This is a genomic window from Flavobacterium magnum (assembly GCF_003055625.1).
Classification (GTDB): Bacteria; Bacteroidota; Bacteroidia; order Flavobacteriales; family Flavobacteriaceae; genus Flavobacterium; species Flavobacterium magnum.
The window spans coordinates 767,812-787,418 of sequence record NZ_CP028811.1 but is presented as its reverse complement, the minus strand read 5'-3'; the positions used below and the strand labels follow the sequence as shown (position 1 = coordinate 787,418).

General features: G+C 47.6%; 17 protein-coding genes and 1 tRNA gene. 5 read left to right on the top strand and 13 right to left on the bottom strand.

The window, feature by feature from the left end:
- Window positions 1-12: 12 nt before the first annotated feature.
- The 4 genes from purN to HYN48_RS03125 all read left to right on the top strand — a co-directional run bounded on the left by purN (window position 13) and on the right by HYN48_RS03125 (window position 4,086).
- Complete coding sequence (gene purN, locus HYN48_RS03140; protein WP_342747875.1) at window positions 13-588, top strand: phosphoribosylglycinamide formyltransferase; 576 nt, start codon at window positions 13-15, stop codon at window positions 586-588.
- Window positions 589-604: 16 nt separating this feature from the next.
- A complete protein-coding gene (gene rnhA, locus HYN48_RS03135) occupies window positions 605-1,084 on the top strand; it encodes a ribonuclease HI (protein WP_108369747.1) in 480 nt (159 codons plus the stop codon).
- Window positions 1,085-1,160: 76 nt separating this feature from the next.
- Entirely contained in the window at window positions 1,161-2,090 is a 930-nt protein-coding gene (locus HYN48_RS03130; protein WP_108369746.1) for a PfkB family carbohydrate kinase, read from the top strand.
- A gap of 97 nt (window positions 2,091-2,187) precedes the next feature.
- Window positions 2,188-4,086 (top strand): amidophosphoribosyltransferase, encoded by a 1,899-nt coding sequence (locus HYN48_RS03125; protein ID WP_108369745.1) that lies wholly within the window; start codon window positions 2,188-2,190, stop codon window positions 4,084-4,086.
- Window positions 4,087-4,460: 374 nt separating this feature from the next.
- Here HYN48_RS03125 and dusB read toward each other — a convergent pair whose 3' ends face one another.
- From dusB to pgi, 6 genes are all read right to left on the bottom strand, one after another.
- On the bottom strand, window positions 4,461-5,453 hold the full coding sequence (dusB, locus tag HYN48_RS03120; protein ID WP_108373314.1) for a tRNA dihydrouridine synthase DusB: 993 nt from the start codon (window positions 5,451-5,453) through the stop codon (window positions 4,461-4,463).
- Between the two features lie 124 nt (window positions 5,454-5,577).
- Window positions 5,578-5,649 (bottom strand) — tRNA-Arg (locus HYN48_RS03115).
- A 547-nt stretch (window positions 5,650-6,196) separates the two neighbouring features.
- Window positions 6,197-6,577: a septal ring lytic transglycosylase RlpA family protein gene (locus HYN48_RS03105; protein WP_108369743.1), complete on the bottom strand. Its 381-nt coding sequence runs from the start codon at window positions 6,575-6,577 to the stop codon at window positions 6,197-6,199.
- 6 nt (window positions 6,578-6,583) lie between these two features.
- The gene (locus tag HYN48_RS03100; RefSeq protein ID WP_108373312.1) at window positions 6,584-7,066 is read right to left on the bottom strand and encodes a septal ring lytic transglycosylase RlpA family protein; all 483 of its coding nucleotides are present in this window, start codon (window positions 7,064-7,066) and stop codon (window positions 6,584-6,586) included.
- Between the two features lie 70 nt (window positions 7,067-7,136).
- Window positions 7,137-7,571, bottom strand: coding sequence for a hypothetical protein (locus HYN48_RS03095; RefSeq protein ID WP_108369742.1), 435 nt, complete (start codon window positions 7,569-7,571; stop codon window positions 7,137-7,139).
- Between the two features lie 115 nt (window positions 7,572-7,686).
- Window positions 7,687-9,330, bottom strand: coding sequence for a glucose-6-phosphate isomerase (pgi, locus tag HYN48_RS03090; RefSeq protein WP_108369741.1), 1,644 nt, complete (start codon window positions 9,328-9,330; stop codon window positions 7,687-7,689).
- Between the two features lie 156 nt (window positions 9,331-9,486).
- On the opposite strand from pgi, the gene HYN48_RS03085 reads away from it, so the two are divergent.
- Window positions 9,487-9,945 carry a hypothetical protein gene (locus HYN48_RS03085; RefSeq protein WP_146171710.1) on the top strand — a complete coding sequence of 153 codons (459 nt, stop codon included), beginning with the start codon at window positions 9,487-9,489 and terminating at the stop codon, window positions 9,943-9,945.
- Here HYN48_RS03085 and HYN48_RS03080 read toward each other — a convergent pair whose 3' ends face one another.
- The 7 genes from HYN48_RS03080 to HYN48_RS03050 all read right to left on the bottom strand — a co-directional run bounded on the left by HYN48_RS03080 (window position 9,946) and on the right by HYN48_RS03050 (window position 19,607).
- Entirely contained in the window at window positions 9,946-11,175 is a 1,230-nt protein-coding gene (locus tag HYN48_RS03080) for a M23 family metallopeptidase (protein ID WP_181248514.1), read from the bottom strand.
- Between the two features lie 20 nt (window positions 11,176-11,195).
- Complete coding sequence (locus HYN48_RS03075) at window positions 11,196-12,128, bottom strand: tryptophan 2,3-dioxygenase family protein (RefSeq protein ID WP_108369738.1); 933 nt, start codon at window positions 12,126-12,128, stop codon at window positions 11,196-11,198.
- A complete protein-coding gene (locus HYN48_RS03070; protein ID WP_108369737.1) occupies window positions 12,129-12,905 on the bottom strand; it encodes a DUF3108 domain-containing protein in 777 nt (258 codons plus the stop codon). It abuts the gene before it with no gap.
- 289 nt (window positions 12,906-13,194) lie between these two features.
- The gene (hppD, locus tag HYN48_RS03065; RefSeq protein ID WP_108369736.1) at window positions 13,195-14,355 is read right to left on the bottom strand and encodes a 4-hydroxyphenylpyruvate dioxygenase; all 1,161 of its coding nucleotides are present in this window, start codon (window positions 14,353-14,355) and stop codon (window positions 13,195-13,197) included.
- A 61-nt stretch (window positions 14,356-14,416) separates the two neighbouring features.
- Entirely contained in the window at window positions 14,417-15,574 is a 1,158-nt protein-coding gene (locus HYN48_RS03060) for a homogentisate 1,2-dioxygenase (protein WP_108369735.1), read from the bottom strand.
- 251 nt (window positions 15,575-15,825) lie between these two features.
- Window positions 15,826-17,316 carry an amino acid permease gene (locus HYN48_RS03055; RefSeq protein WP_108369734.1) on the bottom strand — a complete coding sequence of 497 codons (1,491 nt, stop codon included), beginning with the start codon at window positions 17,314-17,316 and terminating at the stop codon, window positions 15,826-15,828.
- A 77-nt stretch (window positions 17,317-17,393) separates the two neighbouring features.
- On the bottom strand, window positions 17,394-19,607 hold the full coding sequence (locus HYN48_RS03050) for a patatin-like phospholipase family protein (RefSeq protein ID WP_108369733.1): 2,214 nt from the start codon (window positions 19,605-19,607) through the stop codon (window positions 17,394-17,396).

Sequence of the window (19,607 nt, the reverse complement as noted above, 5' to 3'; positions counted from 1 at the left end):
ACCTTTTTTGATATGAAAATGCGCCACATTATTGTCTTTGCCTCAGGTTCCGGAACCAATGCTGAAAACCTTATCAGGCACTTCAACGACGGTGGCCTGGCCGAAATTTCGGCGGTGTTCTGCAATAAGCCCGATGCGGGTGTGGTTGCAAAGGCCGAAGCGCGTGACGTGCCCGTTTTTATATTTTCAAAAGAGATGCTGTATGACGGCACGGTCCTGCGCGAGGTCATGACATACCAACCTGACCTGATTGTGCTGGCAGGCTTCCTGCTTAAGTTTCCCGAAGAGATTATCAGGAACTACCCCGGAAAAATCATCAACATCCACCCGGCGCTGCTCCCGAAATATGGCGGAAAAGGCATGTACGGCATGCACATACACCGCGCCGTATACAATAATAAGGAGATGGAAACCGGAATTTCCGTGCATTATGTCAACGAGAATTATGACGAAGGCGGCCTGATTTTACAGAAAAATGTCGATATTTCCGACTGCGCTTCCGCAGAAGCCATCGCGGCAAAAATCCACCGGCTCGAGCAGGAGCATTTCCCGAAGGCCATTGAGCAAATCTTAAACCTGAATCCTTAAACCTCCGAAAATCCCGATGTCCCACCAGGTGCATATCTATACCGACGGCGCTGCCAAGGGAAATCCCGGGAACGGCGGTTATGGCGTGGTCATGGAGCTTGTCGGGACCGGCTATCGCAAGGAATTTTACGAAGGTTTCCGCCTGACGACCAACAACCGAATGGAGCTGCTTGCGGTCATCGTCGGCCTGGAAAAACTTAAAAACCCGAATATGACGGTCCTGGTTGTGTCAGATTCCAAATATGTCATCGACTCCGTTGTAAAGAAATGGGTTTTCGGTTGGGAAAAAAAAGGGTTCGCCGGAAAGAAAAATCCGGACCTTTGGCAGCGTTTCTTAAAGATTTACCGACAACATAAAGTGGATTTCAAATGGGTCAAAGGCCACAATGCGCATCCGCAGAACGAACGTTGCGATGCACTGGCGGTCATGGCCTCGATGCAGCCGGCACTTTCGGTGGACTTTTTTTACGAAAGAGAGGAAGCGAAGCGCTTATAACACTTTGCTTGTTTCAATCTTTGCAACTCTGCAACTTATCGCTTACCTTTGCCCCTCTTAATTCGAAATCCGAAAAATGAATAAATTACTGATCGTCGGCACAGTAGCGTTCGACGCGATTGAAACCCCATTCGGGAAAACAGACAAAATCCTTGGCGGCGCCGGGACTTTTATCGGACTTTCCGCTTCTTATTTTAATCTGCAATCTGCCATCGTTTCTGTGGTAGGTGATGATTTTCCGCAGGAATACCTCGATTTGCTCACCGCAAGGAATATCGATATTTCAGGATTGGAGATCGTAAAAGGCGGCAAGACGTTCTTCTGGAGCGGCCGTTACCATAACGACCTGAACTCGCGCGATACTTTGGTGACAGAACTCAATACCCTCGCAGATTTTAATCCGGTCGTACCCCAGCATTTTAAAGATGCCGATGTCGTGATGCTCGGGAACCTTCATCCGATAGTACAAAGCAGCGTTCTGGACCAGATGGAGCAAAAGCCCAAACTCGTGGTGCTTGATACGATGAACTTCTGGATGGACTGCGCATTGCCGGAGCTGCTTGATGTCATGAAACGTATTGACGTCATTACAATCAATGATGAAGAGGCAAGACAGTTGTCAGGAGAATATTCTTTGGTAAAAGCAGCGGCCAAAATCCATACCATGGGCCCAAAATACGTCGTGATCAAGAAAGGCGAACACGGCGCATTGTTGTTCCATGACAAAGAGGTATTCTTCGCCCCCGCATTGCCACTCGAAGAAGTATTTGACCCGACAGGCGCCGGAGACACCTTTGCCGGAGGTTTCGCAGGATTCATTACGCAAAGCGAAAACATTTCCTTCGACAATATGAAAAAGGCCATCATTCACGGCTCGAACCTCGCATCGTTCTGCGTTGAGAAATTCGGAACCGAGAGGATGCAAAAGCTTCAAAAAGGTGAAGTGCTCCAAAGGCTGCAGCAGTTTAAGGCACTCACACAATTTGAAATAGAAATAGAATCATAAAAAATGCCCCTTCATGGGGCATTTTTGTTTCAGGTTTAATGCAAAAACCGGTATCATAACCCTGAACCTTAGTCAGTAAACAACTAAACAACAACACATGAGCGATAAACTCAACCACGAATGCGGCATCGCGTTCCTCAGACTAAAAAAACCGCTGGCCTTCTACAGGGAAAAATATGGCTCGGCGTTTTACGGCATCCAGAAAATGTACCTGCTCATGGAAAAACAGCACAACCGCGGGCAGGACGGCGCAGGATTCGCTTCAATCAAATTTGATATGGAGCCCGGCGAGCGGTACATCAGCCGCGTCCGCTCGAATGATGCCCAGCCCATCCAGGATATTTTCGCACAGATTAACGGCCGCATCAACGATGAGATGCTGTCGCATCCTGAGTATGCCGAAGATGTCGATTTGCAGAAAAAACACATCCCATATATCGGGGAGCTGTTCCTGGGACATGTGCGTTACGGAACCTTCGGCAAGAACAGTATCGAAAGCGTACATCCATTCCTGCGTCAGAACAACTGGATGCACAGGAATCTGATTGTTGCGGGAAACTTCAACATGACCAATGTGACACAGCTGTTCAACAGTCTCGTCGAATTGGGACAACATCCTAAAGAGATGGCCGATACCGTCACGGTAATGGAAAAGATCGGGCATTTTCTTGACGAGGAAGTCACTGACCTGTACTTCGAATGCCGCAACAACGGATTGTCAAAACGTGAGGCATCGCCCATTATTGCCGAAAAACTCGACATCACCAGGATCCTGAAACGCGCGTCAAAAGGCTGGGATGGCGGTTATGCCATGGCAGGGCTGTTCGGTCACGGCGACGCGTTTGTCTTCCGCGATCCGGCAGGCATCCGCCCGGCCTACTTTTACGAGGACGACGAAATTGTAACAGTAGCTTCGGAAAGGCCGGTCATACAAACGGTCTTTAATGTCGATTTTGAGAAAGTGCAGGAGCTGCAGCCTGGAAATGCGTTGATCATCAAAAAGAATGGCCAGGTAAGCGAAGTGGAAATCATTACGCCCACAGTCAAGAAGGCCTGTTCGTTTGAGCGTATTTATTTTTCGCGCGGCAGCGATGCAGAGATTTACCAGGAGCGTAAGGACCTCGGAAAACTCATTCTGCCTGCGGTCCTCGATGCCATCGAAAGCGATACTGACAATACGGTCTTTTCGTACATCCCCAACACGGCTGAGACGTCTTTTTACGGCATGGTTGAGGCAGCGCAGGATTTTCTGAACCAAAGAAAAAACAAATACATTCTTGACAATCGTAAGACACTGACCAAGGAAAAGCTTGAAGAAATCCTTTCGGTGAAGATCCGCACGGAGAAAATTGCAATCAAGGACGCCAAGCTGCGTACGTTCATCACCGAAGACAGCAGCCGCGACGACCTCGTGGCCCACGTTTACGACATCACATACGGCGTCATCCAACCCACGGATAATCTTGTCATCATCGACGACAGTATCGTTCGCGGCACAACTTTAAAAATGAGCATCATTAAAATGCTTGACCGCCTTAAGCCCAAACGTATTGTCATCGTGTCGTCGGCGCCGCAAATCCGCTATCCGGACTGTTACGGAATCGATATGGCAAAGCTGGAAGGGCTCGTGGCTTTCCGTGCCGCGCTGGAACTGCTGAAGGAGCGGAACCTGTATCACATCGTAGACGAAGTGTATGCCAAATGCAAAGCGCAGGAGCACCAGCCGGATGTCGAAATTGTGAATTATGTCAACGAGATCTATGCGCCTTTCCGGCCTCAGGAAATTTCCGATAAGATTGCTGAAATGCTGAGTTCGGACAGCATCAACGCCGAGGTGAAGATTATTTTCCAAACCGTTGAAAACCTGCACAAAGCCTGCCCCAAAAACCTCGGAGACTGGTATTTTACCGGAGACTATCCGACGCCTGGCGGCAACCGCGTGGTCAGCAAAGCGTTCATGAATTTCTATGAAGGCAAAGATGCAAGGGCTTACTAATCAGCAAAAAAAGCATTACAACGTTTTTTTAAGCGTTTCGTCTAAAATATTTGTCTGCCATACAGAACCGCTATACTTTTGGTAGACCATGGAATTAGTAGGTTAAGTTTATGGTAGATTTGGGGCAAAAAGGGTGAAAGAAATTTCACCTTTTTTATTTTAATCAAGTGCCGTTCAGGTACTTTTTTGCTTTTTAGCGGTCTTCCAAAAGTTTTACCGCGGGCGTGCCACCGGCCGGGGAAATATCAGCCAATACCAATTTTGTACACGGCCGCTGTCGGGCTGTACGCTGTAGTCCTCGCCCTGCGGGCTCCGGGCTGCCGCTTCCATCCCTCACGCAAGAGGCGTCAAGCGAAGGTCGGGGGTCTTAGACATCATACCATCTGATAGCCCGCGAAAGCATCGCGGATCTCGTCAAATACTTTCATCAGGTCATCCGCGCCGTCGGTGGTGACGAGTTTCTGCCGGTATTCCTTAAAGCCGTGTATGTTCTTGAAGTAATTTGTATAATGACGTCGGGTTTCCACAATCCCGAGCCGTTCGCCTTTCCATTCCATCGCCCATTTGAGGTGGTTTGAAGCGGCTTCTATCCTTTCAGTCATGCCGGGTTTGGGCAGATGCTGTCCGGTTTTAAAGTAATGTTTGATCTCATCGAAAATCCACGGATAACCGATTGCGGCACGCCCGATCATCATACCATCGAGCCCGAAACGGTTTTTGTATTCCAGTGCCTTTTCCGGAGAATCGATATCGCCATTTCCGAATATCGGCATTGTGATCCTGGGATTGTTCTTGATGCGCTCAATGTGCGTCCAGTCTGAATGGCCCTTGTACATCTGCGCACGCGTCCGGGCATGTACCGTAAGCGCCTGTACGCCTACATCCTGCAGCCTTTCGGCCACTTCATCGATATTAATCGAATTTTCGTCCCAGCCCAAGCGTGTCTTGACCGTTACGGGCAGGCTTGTGCTGCTGATGACCGCTTTCGTAAGCCGCACCATCAGATCGACATCCTTCAATACACCGGCGCCGGCACCTTTGCAGACCACCTTCTTTACCGGACAGCCGAAATTAATGTCAATCAGATCCGGGCTCACGGCCTCAACAATTTTTGCAGAGAGCGCCATGGCCTCCTCGTCGCCACCAAAAATCTGTATGCCTACGGGTCGCTCATAGTCGAAAATATCCAATTTCATACGGCTTTTGATGGCATCGCGGATCAATCCTTCTGAAGAGATGAATTCAGAATACATCAGGTCGGCGCCATGCATCTTGCACAACCTGCGGAAAGGCGGATCGCTCACATCTTCCATAGGGGCAAGCAGCAGCGGGAAATCAGGGAGTTCTATGTTGCCAATTTTGACCATAAGATAATTTGGCGCAAAATTAGTGCTTTTTTCTGCACGCGGCAAGCGGTATTATTTTGCGGACAATTTTAAAGCCCCGCAAATCAATGGCATAAAAAAAAACCACCGGTGTGGTGGTTTTGAGTAGCCTCGCCAAGAATCGAACTTGGATCTAAAGTTTAGGAAACTTCTATTCTATCCGTTGAACTACGAGGCCGTTAAATTCTGGCGCGAAAATAGTAATTTTTTACACAAAAATAAAATTCCGGAGGGTTTAATAATTTTTTACGGGCGTCTCCGATTGTTTGGTGCGCGCGCAGGGGCCGATGCCGGCTTTTTTTCCGGGACATTGAACAGGCACGGCACTGCGCCAGTGATGGAAGCGGCATCCTTTTTTATATTGAAAGGCGTGGAGCGCTGTCAATATAAAAAAGATACAGCGGACAGCCCGGCCCGCAGGGGGCGCCATCAAAATAAAATTATACTGACACGCAACCTTTGTTGACCAGTCCACTCTTCATCATATAAACGTAACACGCCGTATTGCAACAGGATCCCGTCCTGTGCTACCCAGCTCCGCAAAGTCAACCGGCTTTGCGGTTTTTTTATTGCGTGCCGCATTCCAAATCCAGTCATGAAACAAAAAAGCCACCGATACAATCAGTGGCTTTTCCGAAAAAAATCTAAAATCTAAAATCGGGCGTAAGACAAAGTTTCATTACTTAAAGAAAACGCGTCACTTATGTAATTATTGTGCGGCCGGGTTATTTAATCAACTGTATGTCGACCTTGAGTGTTCCGTGGTTTTTGTTGTCGGTGATTTCCATGAAGGCGCTCTTGGACAGGTCGAGTTCGCGGCCCGATTTCTGCGGCCCACGGTCGTTGATGGTCACTATGACGGATTTGTCATTGGCGACATTGGTGACCTTTATTTTGGTGCCGAAAGCAAGCGAGCGGTGGGCTGCTGTCTTTTTTGAGTTGCTGAATTTTTCGCCACTGGCCGTCTTCCTCCCATTGAATTTGTCTCCGTAATAAGACACTTCGACATGCCGTTTGTAGAAACTACCGGACGCATTTTTGCCCGATCCGCAGGCCGAGGCAGCCAGCAGCAGGGTGAAAACGGCGATGAATCGGAGGGTTTTCATAACAGCTTATTGAACTTCTTCTATGGTTACGACCAGCGATCCGCCGTATTTTGATGATGCGATTTCCATAAACGCTTTTTTCGTCAGGTCGATGTCACGGCCTTTCGTAAACGGTCCGCGGTCATTGACTTCAACGATTACCGATTTGCCATTGGCTTCATTGGTAACGCGCAGTTTGGTCCCAAATGGAAATTTTCGGTGCGCCGCGGTGTATTTGTTATTGTCAAAACGCCTGCCACTGGCGGTCCTGCGGCCGTTGAGCTTGTCCGCATAATAGGATGCGTGGCCGTTCTTCCTGACGAGTTTATATTTTGGCGCAAGCCTGAGGCTGTCATTCAGCGCCGATTTCTTCACAGAATCGTGTTGTTTCTGTGTTTGTATCTTACGGTCCTGCCTGAACTTTGCCGAAGATTTTTCATGTCCGGAAAAGCCGAATGCGAAAATCGTTGCAAATAAGGCCAGTAAACCGATCGTGGTTTTGTATTTCATGAGCAGTGCTTTAATGGATCTGGAATTCATGCCCCGTTAAAATGAAAAAGCTCCTTTTCCGGAGCCTTGATTATTTAAACCATAAATTCCACGGGATGCGCGAAAGGATCAGTACCGCGCCAATGGAATAAAATATGGAAATCACCTTGAATTTTTCGTGACCTGTCAGCTTCTTTTTGTGCATTGACCAGCCAACGGTAATCATCACAATTGCGATGAGATTGACCAGTGGGTGCTCTAAAGCCGTCAGGCGTAATGCCGGATTTTTGAGTTGTGACAGCGCTTCTTTGCCTAATGGGGAGACGAAATACAATATGATTCCGACCAGGAACTGGATGTGAACACCGATCAGGCCGAACAAGGCCGTCTTGCGGCTCGCGGGCGTAAATTCTTTTTTGGAGCTCACCCCGACAACCGATGTGATGATTGCAATTAGCAGTAAGGCAAGCGCGACATAAGCCCACCCGGCATGGAATTTTTGGATATAGACATACGTGTCATTCATGATCTTAATTTTTTAAGGGAATCAAATATAAGAAAAAAAGCATAAAAAAAGCCTCACAAAACGGAGGCTTTTGGATTATCAATCTGAAATCCCACGAAATGGGGACCTAGCTATTTTAACGGTTATTCATAAAATACTCCAGCAACATTGCGGTGGAAGCGTCGTGTGGCTTGATTTCGCCGGACTCAATTTCGGTGAGTATGGAGTTGGCCAACTGTTTCCCAAGTTCGACACCCCACTGGTCATAACTGAAAATGTTCCAGATGACGCCCTGCACAAATATCTTATGTTCGTAAAGCGCAATCAGCGCACCCAGATTTTCAGGTGTCAGTGATTGGATCAGGATGGTATTGGTAGGTTTATTTCCATTGAAAACCTTGAATGGGAGTAGGAAATCCGCCTGTTGTCCATTCACGCCCTGTGCTTCGAATTCCGCTTTCACCTGAGTCGCGCTTTTGCCATTGAGCAGCGCTTCCGTTTGTGCGAAAAAGTTTGACATAAGCTTGTTGTGGTGGTCTTCGTTGCCGTGCAGCGGTTTTATAAATCCGATGAAATCGGTTGGAATCAGTTTGGTGCCCTGATGGATCAACTGGAAAAACGCATGTTGCGAGTTCGTTCCGGGCTCACCCCAGATAATGGTCCCGGTTTGGTAATTGACAGCGTTCCCGTTTCGGTCGATACCCTTTCCATTGCTTTCCATTATGCCCTGTTGCAGGTAAGGCGCGAGCTTTTGCAGGTATTGGGTATACGGAATCAACGCCTCACTTTCGGCACCAAAGAAGTTATTGTACCAAACACTGAGCAATGCCAGGGTCACAGGGATGTTTTGTTCAAACTCCGTTTCCTGAAAATGCACGTCCATGCTGTGGGCACCCTGCAGCAATCGGTCGAAATGATCGAAGCCTACGGCGAGCGCAATCGACAGGCCGACGGCACTCCACAACGAAAAACGGCCACCCACCCAGTCCCACATCGGGAAGATGTTTTCGGGATCAATGCCAAACGCGGTCACTTTCTGTATGTTTGTCGACACGGCCACGAAGTGCTTCGCCACGTCTTCCTGACGGGCTGATCTGAGGAACCAGGCCCGTATCGTTTCGGCATTGGTAAGGGTTTCCTGTGTAGTGAAAGTTTTAGACGCTACGACAAACAGCGTGGTTTCAGGATTGATTTTTTTCAGGACTTCCTGCACGTGGTCGCCATCGATATTCGAAACAAAATGGATGTTTAAATGATTGGCGTAAAACTTCAGCGCGTCAACGACCATCGCCGGACCGAGGTCAGACCCACCAATGCCGATATTGACGACATCCGTGAAGTTTTTCCCGGTGAAGCCTTTTCTGACGCCGTCAATGATTTCGGACGTAAAAGCCTTCATTTTATTCCTGACTGCATACACCTCAGGGATGACATCCACGCCGTCCACGAAAACCTGCGCCGATTCAGGCGCGCGCAGGGCGGTGTGCAAAACGGCCCTGTTTTCTGTGCGGTTGATTGGCGCACCTGCAAAGTATTGTGAAATGGCTTCCTGAAGTTTCACTTCTTCGGCCAGTTGCAGCAACAGTGCCATGGTGTCATCCGAAATGATGTTTTTCGAATAATCAATCAGGAAATCATTCCATTTTAGGGTAAACTTTGCCGTCCTCGACGGGTTGTCGGCAAACAATTGTTTCATGTGTGTGCCCTGTATCGCTGTAAAATGACTGTCCAGTTTTTTCCAGGCAGCGGCGGTTTCAGGGTTGATAGTGGGTAGAGGCATCAGCTGCGATTTTAGCAGTTGCAAAGCTACAATTTTAGTTCATAAGTTTATCAATAAGTTGTGAAACGAAAGCCTTGTAGTGCCGTGTGAAAGCGATTATTTTGCGCTTGACTTTTTTTTTAACGATTGAATTTTACCTTTGCATTAAAATTGAAAATGAAAAAAATATTTTTAGCGTTCATGCTTTGCGGCCTGGTCAATTTTGCCCATGCACAACAAATCGGGATTGTCCGGAATGCGCAGCACAGAATCACGGCTAACCTCGATCCGATCAAGCAAAAATGGGAGCAAATGCTGCTGGAGCAAAAGATTCCGGCCATCCTTGTCAACTTCGAAATCCGTTCCGGAATGGATGACAGCACCGGCAAGACCTACTATATGCTTTTGGCATCCAACCGGGATCACAGCGTAAAGGTCGCGCGCGCGCTTGAACTGAAAAACGGCTACCTTTCTTTTTATAAGGGACAGGAAGAGCCATGGGGCATAGCCACGTGTACCGGTTGCTCGAATGCGTGCAACCCGGCTGTTTTTGAAGGCAAATGGGTGTGTAATGGCGATTGCCCGTCAGCAGACCGGCCTTGTACGAAATCGGTTACCACAGAAACCAAAAACTGATTACATCTGCAGTTTCAGCTTTGCGACGCTGTCCAGTTCACGCTTTAACGGCGCCATTTCTTTTAGGAAACGCGGTTTGTATTTTGCAGCCATCGGTTCTGAATTCGGGAGTTTAAGCTTCAATGCGTCGACTTGGGCGCCATTAACCCAAAAGCGATAGCACACATGGGGTCCGGTGGCCAGTCCGGTGCTTCCGACGCGCCCGATTACATCGCCCTGACTGACGTGTTGCCCGCGCCTCACAAGGATTTTAGACATGTGCAGGTATTGGGTTTCGTAAGTCCGGTTGTGGCGGACTTTCACAAAATTCCCATTGCCGGCAGTGTATCCCGTATTTTCCACCACACCGGCTGCGGTAGTCATGATCGGTGTTCCTGTGGGTGCGGCATAATCGGTACCTTTATGTGCTTTCCAGACGTGCTGGACCGGATGGAAACGGTTCCTGGCATAACGCGATGTGATGTTCACGAATTTCAGCGGGGCCTTCAGGAACATGTTTTTCAGCACTTTACCTTCTTCATCATAATAATCAACCTTCGAGGAGGTCGTGTCCTGTTTGAACGGGAATGCATAAATGATTTTGCCTTTGTATTCGAAAAAGGAAGCTTCAAGGTTTTCCACGCCATCGTAAATTGTGTCGTTGATGTACCTTTCGGTAAACGTGATGGCAAATCGGTCGCCTTTCTGTAATTTGAAGAAATCGATGGACCAGGCATAAATCTTCGAAATATCGGTAGCCAATGAGGCGTGTACTTTCTGCCGTTCAAGCGTTTCGGACAACGAGCCGTCTAGGGCACAGGCGATTGTGCGCCTTTTAAGCGAAACCGGTTTGGTTTTTCGGTAAGTGATCACCGAATCCCGCAGATCGACTACGTAGTAAGACGTGCGGTCCGGCTGGTAGACAAAAACCTGCAATTTTTTGGACTGGTCTTTCGAACGCAGTAAAGTGTAGGGCTTACCGGCACGGATTTTCCTGACGTCGAATGAATCTTTGACTTTCTCGACAATTTCATGGACTTTTAACGTGCCCAGGTTTTCCTTTTCAAGCAAACTCCCGAAAGTGTCGCCGCTTACGACAGTATCCTGTACTACGTCAAAATCATTGAATTTAAATCCGAATTCAACAACGACAGGTACCGGTTTTTTAATTGCTGCTGCAGGCTTTTGTTTTTGCTCTTTTCCGCAGGAAATAAGACAGAGTAGCAGCAGCGTGAGGAGGGCTTTTTTCAAAACAGGGGACATTGAGGGATTTAACTATTTTCTTCACCCCACGAGGTAAGTTCTGCTGCAGACCAGAGTTCAGGAAAAAAAATCCTGCGCTGGTATTTCGGATGCATGTATTTCTTCCAGTCGCTGCCTCCGGTAGCTTCGCCATTCCCGCGTCCGCTGTCGATATATTTTTTGGCCGCATTCAGGTGTCCCATTACCCAGGTAATGTTCACGGTGTGGTCGTAATGCCTCATGGCGGTAATCAGGTCGGGATTGTTCTGATCTTCGGCAGGGAGTTGGCGGAATTTCTGCCAGATATTGTTTTTATTGTAGTGCTCCATCTTACGCAGGAAATCGGCTTTGTATTTCCTTTCAAATTCCTCGATGAGGAACGATTTTTTGCTCGTATGGTAATCTTTGCCTGCGGCCTGCCAATACAAATGCTCAAACGCATGCTCGAAGGGTGTGTTCCGGTCGATGGTGGCGCGGAATCGGTAGTCAATCAGGTTTATGAGGTCAGTCGATGCAAATTCGATGATGCGATATTGGGCACTCTGGAATCCGCTTGCCGGGGTAAGTGTGTTTCTGAATTTCATGTATTGCTCGACCTCCATGCCGTCGCCCATGATATCGAATGAGGTGGTCAGCATGTTAAAATAGCGGCTGATGCGCATGAGCCGTTCCGTGAAAAAGTCGGTTTCCGGTTTTTCAGATTCAGAAATCTGGTCGATTTCCCAAAGGATCATTTTAAACAGCAGTTCGTTAACCTGATGGTACATGATAAATACCATTTCGTCAGGAAGCGTGGTGCGCTGCGTCTGCAAGTTAAGCAGGGCATCCGTTTGGATGTAGTCCCAATATGTTATAGGTTTAGACCAAAGCAGACCTTCGAGATGGGTGTCGGTTTTTTGGTTTAAAGCCTGAAATTTGGCATCAATTTTATTTAAAAGCTCGTCGGTCTGTGTTGTACTCATTTATGGTTTTACTTTTACGGTAAAAGGATATTTCAATCCCTTGAATGCCTCGAGATCGGCTTTAATCGAACCTACCGCGAGTGACGCTTTTAATCGTATCGGCATCTTGTTATCGTCATCTGAAATCCAGATGGTTAAACTTTCCTGTTCCTTAAAGACGCGCCCAGCCTGTACATAAGGCCTGAAAATCATGGTCGGGATCGTGCCAAATTTAGTTTTTATATCTTCCCTTCCCATAAATTTTAACTTAAACTTCGTCGTTTCATCGTCAAAAAACATGTCGATTGATATCGATTCGCCCACTTTAAGTTTATCCACATTGGGATGGTTTCTCAGGCAATAAAAGGTTGACATGATATCCTGCACGTTATCAGGAACCTTGAAGGTCTTTTCAGTCTTATTTTTATAATCCTTGATGGTCACTTCATCTTCAGACTGGCTGAAAAAGCCTTCCTGGTTCTTGGTGTAGCCGCCTTCATCGATTTTCCTTACAAACTGGTATGGCTTTCCGGTTTCCTTGTCAAAATAGCTTTCATAATTATCGTCGACCTTGAAAAACAACTTCGACATGCCGGTAGTATATCCTTTCCCAATAGCATGGAATATCTTTTTGTTATTGCGCACCGCTTCCTTGACTTCCAATGTGGCATATCCCGCGGTAACAAACCCGTAGTGAATACGCAGCTTAAAATATTCCCCGACATCAAAAGCCCTTTCTTTTTGTGTTGTAAAACTCGTAAGGATTACAAACAAAAATACAGTCATTAATTTTTTCATAGCGTTTTAAATTTTTTGCTTGACAGAGAAGCAAAAACTATACCAAAAGTACCAAAACAAAAAAACCCAGTCAAATTAATGACTGAGTTTTTATGCTATTAACCAACCAAAACTATAAATTATGAAAAATTTACATAAAAACTCCGGGAACCACCCCTTCGTTTTTGCGAGTGCAAAGATAAGTAACAATTCAACTATTCCAATCGAAAAGTTTACTTTAACACATAATTCATAAAAAATGATTTAGAATAACGTTTTCGGATGCGAATCATTCAAAAAATTTACAGATTTATAAAGTTCCGCGTTTTGCCTGTTCCCGTTCAATTGACTCAAACAGCGCCTTGAAATTGCCCGCGCCGAAGCCCTTTGCACCCATCCGCTGTATGATTTCGAAAAACAGTGTAGGGCGGTCCTGCACTGGCTTGGTGAAAATCTGCAGTAAATAGCCTTCTTCATCGGCGTCGACCATGATTGCGAGCTTTTCAATTGTACCGAGGTCCTCTTTCATCATTTTCATATGCTCGCCGAGTCGTTCCGGGATGGCTTCGTAATACGCATGCGGTGGCGCCGAGAGGAATTCAACGCCACGGGCGCGCAATTCGGTAACCGTTTTGATGATGTCATCGGTGGCGATGGCAATGTGCTGTATGCCCGGTCCACCGTAAAAATCAAGATATTCCTCAATCTGGGATTTTTTCTTGCCCTCTGCGGGTTCGTTGATCGGGAATTTAATGCGACCGTTGCCGTTAGACATTACCTTACTCATCAGGGCGGAGTATTCCGTATTGATCTGCTTGTCATCAAATGAAAGGAAATTCACGAATCCCATCACTTCCTCATACCATTTTACCCAGGTGTTCATCTCGCCCCAGCCGACGTTGCCCACCATATGGTCGATGTATTTTAATCCGGTGGGTGTGGGATTGTAATCCGATTCCCAGGTTTTGTATCCGGGGAGGAATACGCCGGTGTAATTTTTTCTTTCGACAAAAATGTGCACGGTTTCGCCATAGGTGTAAATCCCGGAGCGCACAACCGTGCCGTATTCGTCTTCTTCAACCGTCGGCTCCATGAATGGCCTGGCACCGCGTTTGGTGGTTTCATTGAAAGCGCTTGTGGCGTCCTCAACCCAGAGCGCTGCCACTTTGACACCGTCACCGTGTTTTTTAAGGTGCTCGTTGATAGGGGAATCCGCATTGAGCGGGGTCGTGAGCACCAAACGGATTTTGTCCTGTTTCAACACATATGAAGCGCGATCACGTACACCGGTTTCGAGGCCTGCATATGCCAATGACTGGTAACCGAAAGCGGTCTTATAAAAATGGGCAGCCTGTCTGGCATTGCCTACATACAATTCGACGTAATCGGTTCCTAAAAGCGGCAGGAAGTCCTGTGCCCCTTCAAATATTTTTTCGAGTCCGTATTCAACGGATTTTACTTCTTTACTCATTTGTTATTTTTTTAATCCCTTTTGGATGTCATGTTCCCGAAGGGATGTTATAAGTCTATTTTTATTCAACCCACGATTTATAGTATTGGCCGTCGTCAAGACGCATCGCTTCTTCCGTAACCATCAACGGACGGAAAGTATCCACCATCACGGCCAGTTCTTCCGTGACTGTTTTTCCAATACTGCGTTCCATGGCGCCCGGCGCAGGCCCGTGTGGAATGCCTTTCGGATGTAAAGTGATGTGCCCTTGTTCAATATTGTTGCGGCTCATAAAATCCCCGTCAACATAATAAAGCACTTCATCGCTGTCAATATTGCTGTGGTTATACGGTGCGGGAATCGATTTCGGGTGGTAATCGTAAAGCCTTGGGCAGAACGAACAAACGACAAATGCCGCGGTTTCGAAAGTCTGGTGTACCGGAGGCGGCTGGTGCACGCGGCCGGTAATCGGTTCGAAATTGTGGATGCTGAATCCGTACGGGAAATTGTACCCGTCCCAGCCTACCACGTCAAAAGGATGCGTCGCATACACCACTTCATGCATCATGCCTTCTTTCTTTATTTTGATCAGAAAGTCGCCCTTTTCGTCATGTGTCTCCAGCTCGTTTGGGAGTATGAAATCGCGTTCGCAGAACGGGGCATGTTCCAGATGCTGGCCCGATGCATTCTTGTACCGTTTTGGCGTGTAAAAGGGCGTGTAAGATTCGACATAAAACAACCGGTTTTCTGCGGTTTCAAACTCAATCTGGTAGATCATCCCGCGGGGGATAATCAGGTAATCGCCGTATTGGAAAGGGATGTTACCCATCATCGTGCGCAGCTTCCCTTTGCCTTTATGGATGAAAATCATCTCGTCGGCGTCAGCGTTTTTGTAGAAATATGCCGTTAGTGACTGTTGCGGTGCGGCGAGTCCGATAATGCAGTCGCGGTTCACGAGCATGGCTTTGCGGCTGTCCAGGAAATCCGCTTCGGGCTTCAGTTCAAACCCCTTGAAGAGTAACGATTTGATGTTTTTACCTATGGCAATCTTTGGTTCAACCGAATAGGATTTGTTGATTTCCTTCACCTGCGTCGGCCGGTGCACATGGTATAACAGCGACGAATGTCCGTGAAAACCTTCGGTGCCGAACAGCTGCTCATAATACAAGCCGCCATTTGGTTTTTCGAACTGGATATGCCGCTTGTTGGGGAAGGTCCCGAGTTTGTGATAAATTGGCATTTTATTTAGTTTAAAGGGTTAAAGTTAAGCTGAACCAGCCAGCTTCCAGTGACGCTAAAAAACCAAAATGGCTCATTCCGGATTTCTCTTGATGAGGAATTTTAAATGTGACAATAAATCGTTCCAACCCGTTTTCATAGTAACAAATATCGGAAAAAATATTTCGTGCCGGCTTTTGTTGGCAAATATTTAAAAACCGAAAAGGGATTAAAACCATTGCTTTAATCCCTTTTCGATAGATTTTCCATGCATTATGGCTGCGGTTGGTTCAGCCTGCTGTTCTTCTTTCCGTAGGTGAAATAGAAAATCAGTCCCAGTACGAGCCATCCGGCTAACCTGAGCCAATTGGTCCAGCCCAGGCCGTAAATCATGGCCAGGCAAACGGCGATGCCCAGGATTGGCACCACAGGCACAAACGGGGTCCGGAATTCACGGGGCATATCCGGTTCGCGTTTCCGCAACACGATGACTGAAATGCAGACAAGAATGAACGCGAACAACGTTCCGATGCCGGTCATATCGCCTACAATGTCACCCGGAATGAATGCCGCAAACAATCCGACAATAACCAAAATGACGAGGTTGGCTTTATAAGGTGTCTTGTATTTAGGGTGTACGTCGCCGAAAGCTTTTGGCAGCAATCCGTCTTTACCCATGGCATAAAAAACGCGGGACTGCCCTAAAAGTATCACGAGGATTACTGAAGAGAATCCGGCGAGGATGGCCACGGTTACAAATTGTGCGAGCCACTCATAACCGACCATATATTTGCTGATGGCGAAGGCGACTGACGCTTCCTTGCCTCCTGTCCTGAAATCTTCCACGGTGGCCACCCCGGTCAGTACATGCGCAAAAAGGATATATAACACGGTACATACCGCCAGGGATCCCAGGATACCAATCGGCATGTCGCGTTTCGGATTTTTGGTTTCCTGTGCTGCGGTACTTACTGCATCAAAACCGATAAAGGCAAAGAATACGGTTCCGGCAGCACCCAGTATGCCCATAATCCCTCCGAAATGGTGCCCGACGCCGGACTCATCAGTGTAGGTTGACACAGGTGGAATGTAAGGCGTATGGTTTGCATCATTGATAAAATGCCAGCCGAAAATGATGATCATGATTACAATGGAAGTCTTAAGCACGACGATCAGTCCATTGACAAATGCCGATTCCTGCGTGCCTTTAATGAGCAGCAAACTGATCAACGCCACAATAAAAAAGGCCGGCAGGTTGATCATTCCGTGCAGCACCTCGCCCGTAGCCGGATCTGTCATCGACTGGAACGGGGAATGGGACAGCGAGTAGGGTATGGGACTGACGTGCAGGACATTGGTCAGTAAATTGTTGAGGTATTCGCTCCACGCTATGCCCACTGTCGCGGCGCCGACGGCGTATTCAAGGATTAAATCCCAGCCGATAATCCAGGCGAGCAATTCGCCCATGGTGGCGTAAGTGTAAGTGTAAGCGCTGCCTGAAATCGGGATGGACGACGACAATTCGGCGTAGCATAACCCGGCCAATGCGCATCCGATTGCCGCTACGATAAATCCAATCGTTACCGAGGGCCCTGCGTTTTGTGCAGCGGCAGTCGCGGTCCTTACGAAGAGTCCGGCACCGATAATGGCCCCGATTCCCAATGCGACCAGTGACCAGGCCGTCAGCGTCCTTTTTAATCCTTTTTCTGATTCCGACGCTTCGCTCATCAATTGCGCCAGTGATTTTCTTCTCCAGATTGACATATATCAGTGTTATGGTTGTTAATGAAATCCAAATATATCGTTTTTTTCCAAATCGGAGGCGATAAATTTTCGACGACCTAGAACCAAAAGCCCACGCTGAACCACGTAAAGCCTTTCGCCAATTCAGGCGACCAGCTGTACTTTACCTCAATCGGTCCGATAATCGTTTCAAGCCCGTAACCGACAGCGTAGCCGGTGTAACGCGGTTTGGTGATCCATTCTGTGTCCTGGAACAATTTGTCGCCCAGGTTTGCATAATTTGCAGTCACATTAAAATGGTGCTTCTTGAAGAATTCATAGTCAAGCGTGAATGCGGTCTTGATATAACTGTCGGCAGTCAGGCTCAGGAAATCATAACCATAGAAAGGCCGGATGTTGTCGAGCTCATTGAAGCCGTATCCGCCCAGGATAAAATTGAAAAAGTCAATGCTCCGTTCACCTATCGCAAAGCCGCCTTCAGTCTCCACGCGTACTGTGGTTCTTGGGAATAAGGTCTGCGCTATACCGAAGTTTCCTTTGGCAATCGAAAACGGCTCAAACGCATCAGTATAATCTGTGGAATACAGGTAAGACTGGAAGTCACCGCAAAAGTACCAGCCACGGCTCGGGAAATATTTATTGTCGTACGAATCGTATTTGAGGTAACCGAATGCGCTCGTATAATCGCTTTTTTCAAAAGTGGGTGCGGTATTGCCGAGCGTCTCCGAACGGATTTTCAGCGCCTTGTATTCAATACCGGCGCCGATAAGGAATTTTTGTGCAAAAATCGTCTGCAAGTAAGCCTGGTTGGTAAAGTCAGAAAAACTGATGTTCAGCGAGTTGATGTGCAGCAGTTCGAGCAGCTGCCCGTCATGAAAGTCAATCAGGCTGTTGCGGTTGAAATGATTGTACTTGAGCTTGAGTCCGAAGCTCCAGTAAAAACCATTGTCGATATAATAGTCAAAATTGTAGCGCAGGTTGTCTCCCAGGATCAGGTCTGCGGAGAGCACGTCATTTTTCAGGAATGTCTTTTTGTTGGTGAAATTAATCAGGATGCCGCTCTTGAACAAGCCGTCGTAGTGTAGCCCGAATTTCAGGTAGGTGCGGGTCTCGTTTTCAGTAAGCTGTAATTTAAGGTCGTCGCGGTCGCCGTTTTTTTCGAGCGAATATCCTATCGCGCTGAAGTTTTCAGTCGCGCTCAAAGCATTGATGCCATTGCGAAGATTGGCATATGAGATTTTTGAATCCGGCTTGAAATTCAGTTTTCCGATGATGTAGGCGCGTGTGTAGTTGTCCAGTTTATTGGTCGTAATCTTAAAAACCGAAATGCTGTCATTGCCGTGCCTGATGTCCGGCCTTTTGTACGGATGCTGTGCATCGGCGAGCGACTTGATTTTCTCATATACCGCAAAAGTCGCTTCCTCGCCGCGTTTGATGATGTCTCTGCCTTCATCAAAGGAAATCACCGAAAAATCCGCGATGTCCGGCTTGATGTAAATATCGGTCGACTTCACTTTCTGTTTCATCTTTTCAATCATCTGCAGGTTCGAGATCTGAACAAGGATGCGCGTGGCGTCCTTAAGTGATTTGCGGTCTTTGAGGTCGTCCTGCACGTCAACCCCAATAATGATGTCGGCGCCCATTTTTCGTACCTCCTCAATCGGGTAATTGTTGGTCACTCCGCCATCAATCAGCAGCCGTCCGTCAAGTTCGACCGGTGAAAACAGGCTCGGAAATGCCGAACTGGCCTGCATGGCCTGCGCGAGATAGCCATTTTTCAGTATGACTTCCTGCCCGGTTTCAATGTCGGTGGCCACGCAGACGAACGGGATGGGGAGTTCGGCGAAATTCCGGATGTGGCGCACGTTGTCGGTCAGCCTCGCCAGCAGGTTGTAATTGTACATGCCTTTGGAAAGTGCGGTGGGTATACCGATGCGAAACTTGTTGAAGGGCAGTTGCAGCGCATACAACTCGTCATTGCGCTTGCCGAAAAAGTTTTTCGATGACCTTGGGATATAATCTTTAAGCAGTTCGTCAAAATCAGTACAGCTGAAAATCGAATCGATTTGCGTCGCGTTATAGCCGGAAGCATACAGTCCGCCGACCACGGCACCCATGCTCGTACCGCCGATGTAGTCGATCTTGATCCCCGCTTCCTCGAGCACCTTCAATACGCCGATGTGTGCAAAACCTTTGGCGCCACCACCACTCAGGACCAGCCCCACCTTGGGCCGCGGATCCTGATGTTGCTCTTGTGAAAAAGAAGCCAGCGATGCACATAACATCATGACCAACAGAGCAATGTTTTTCAT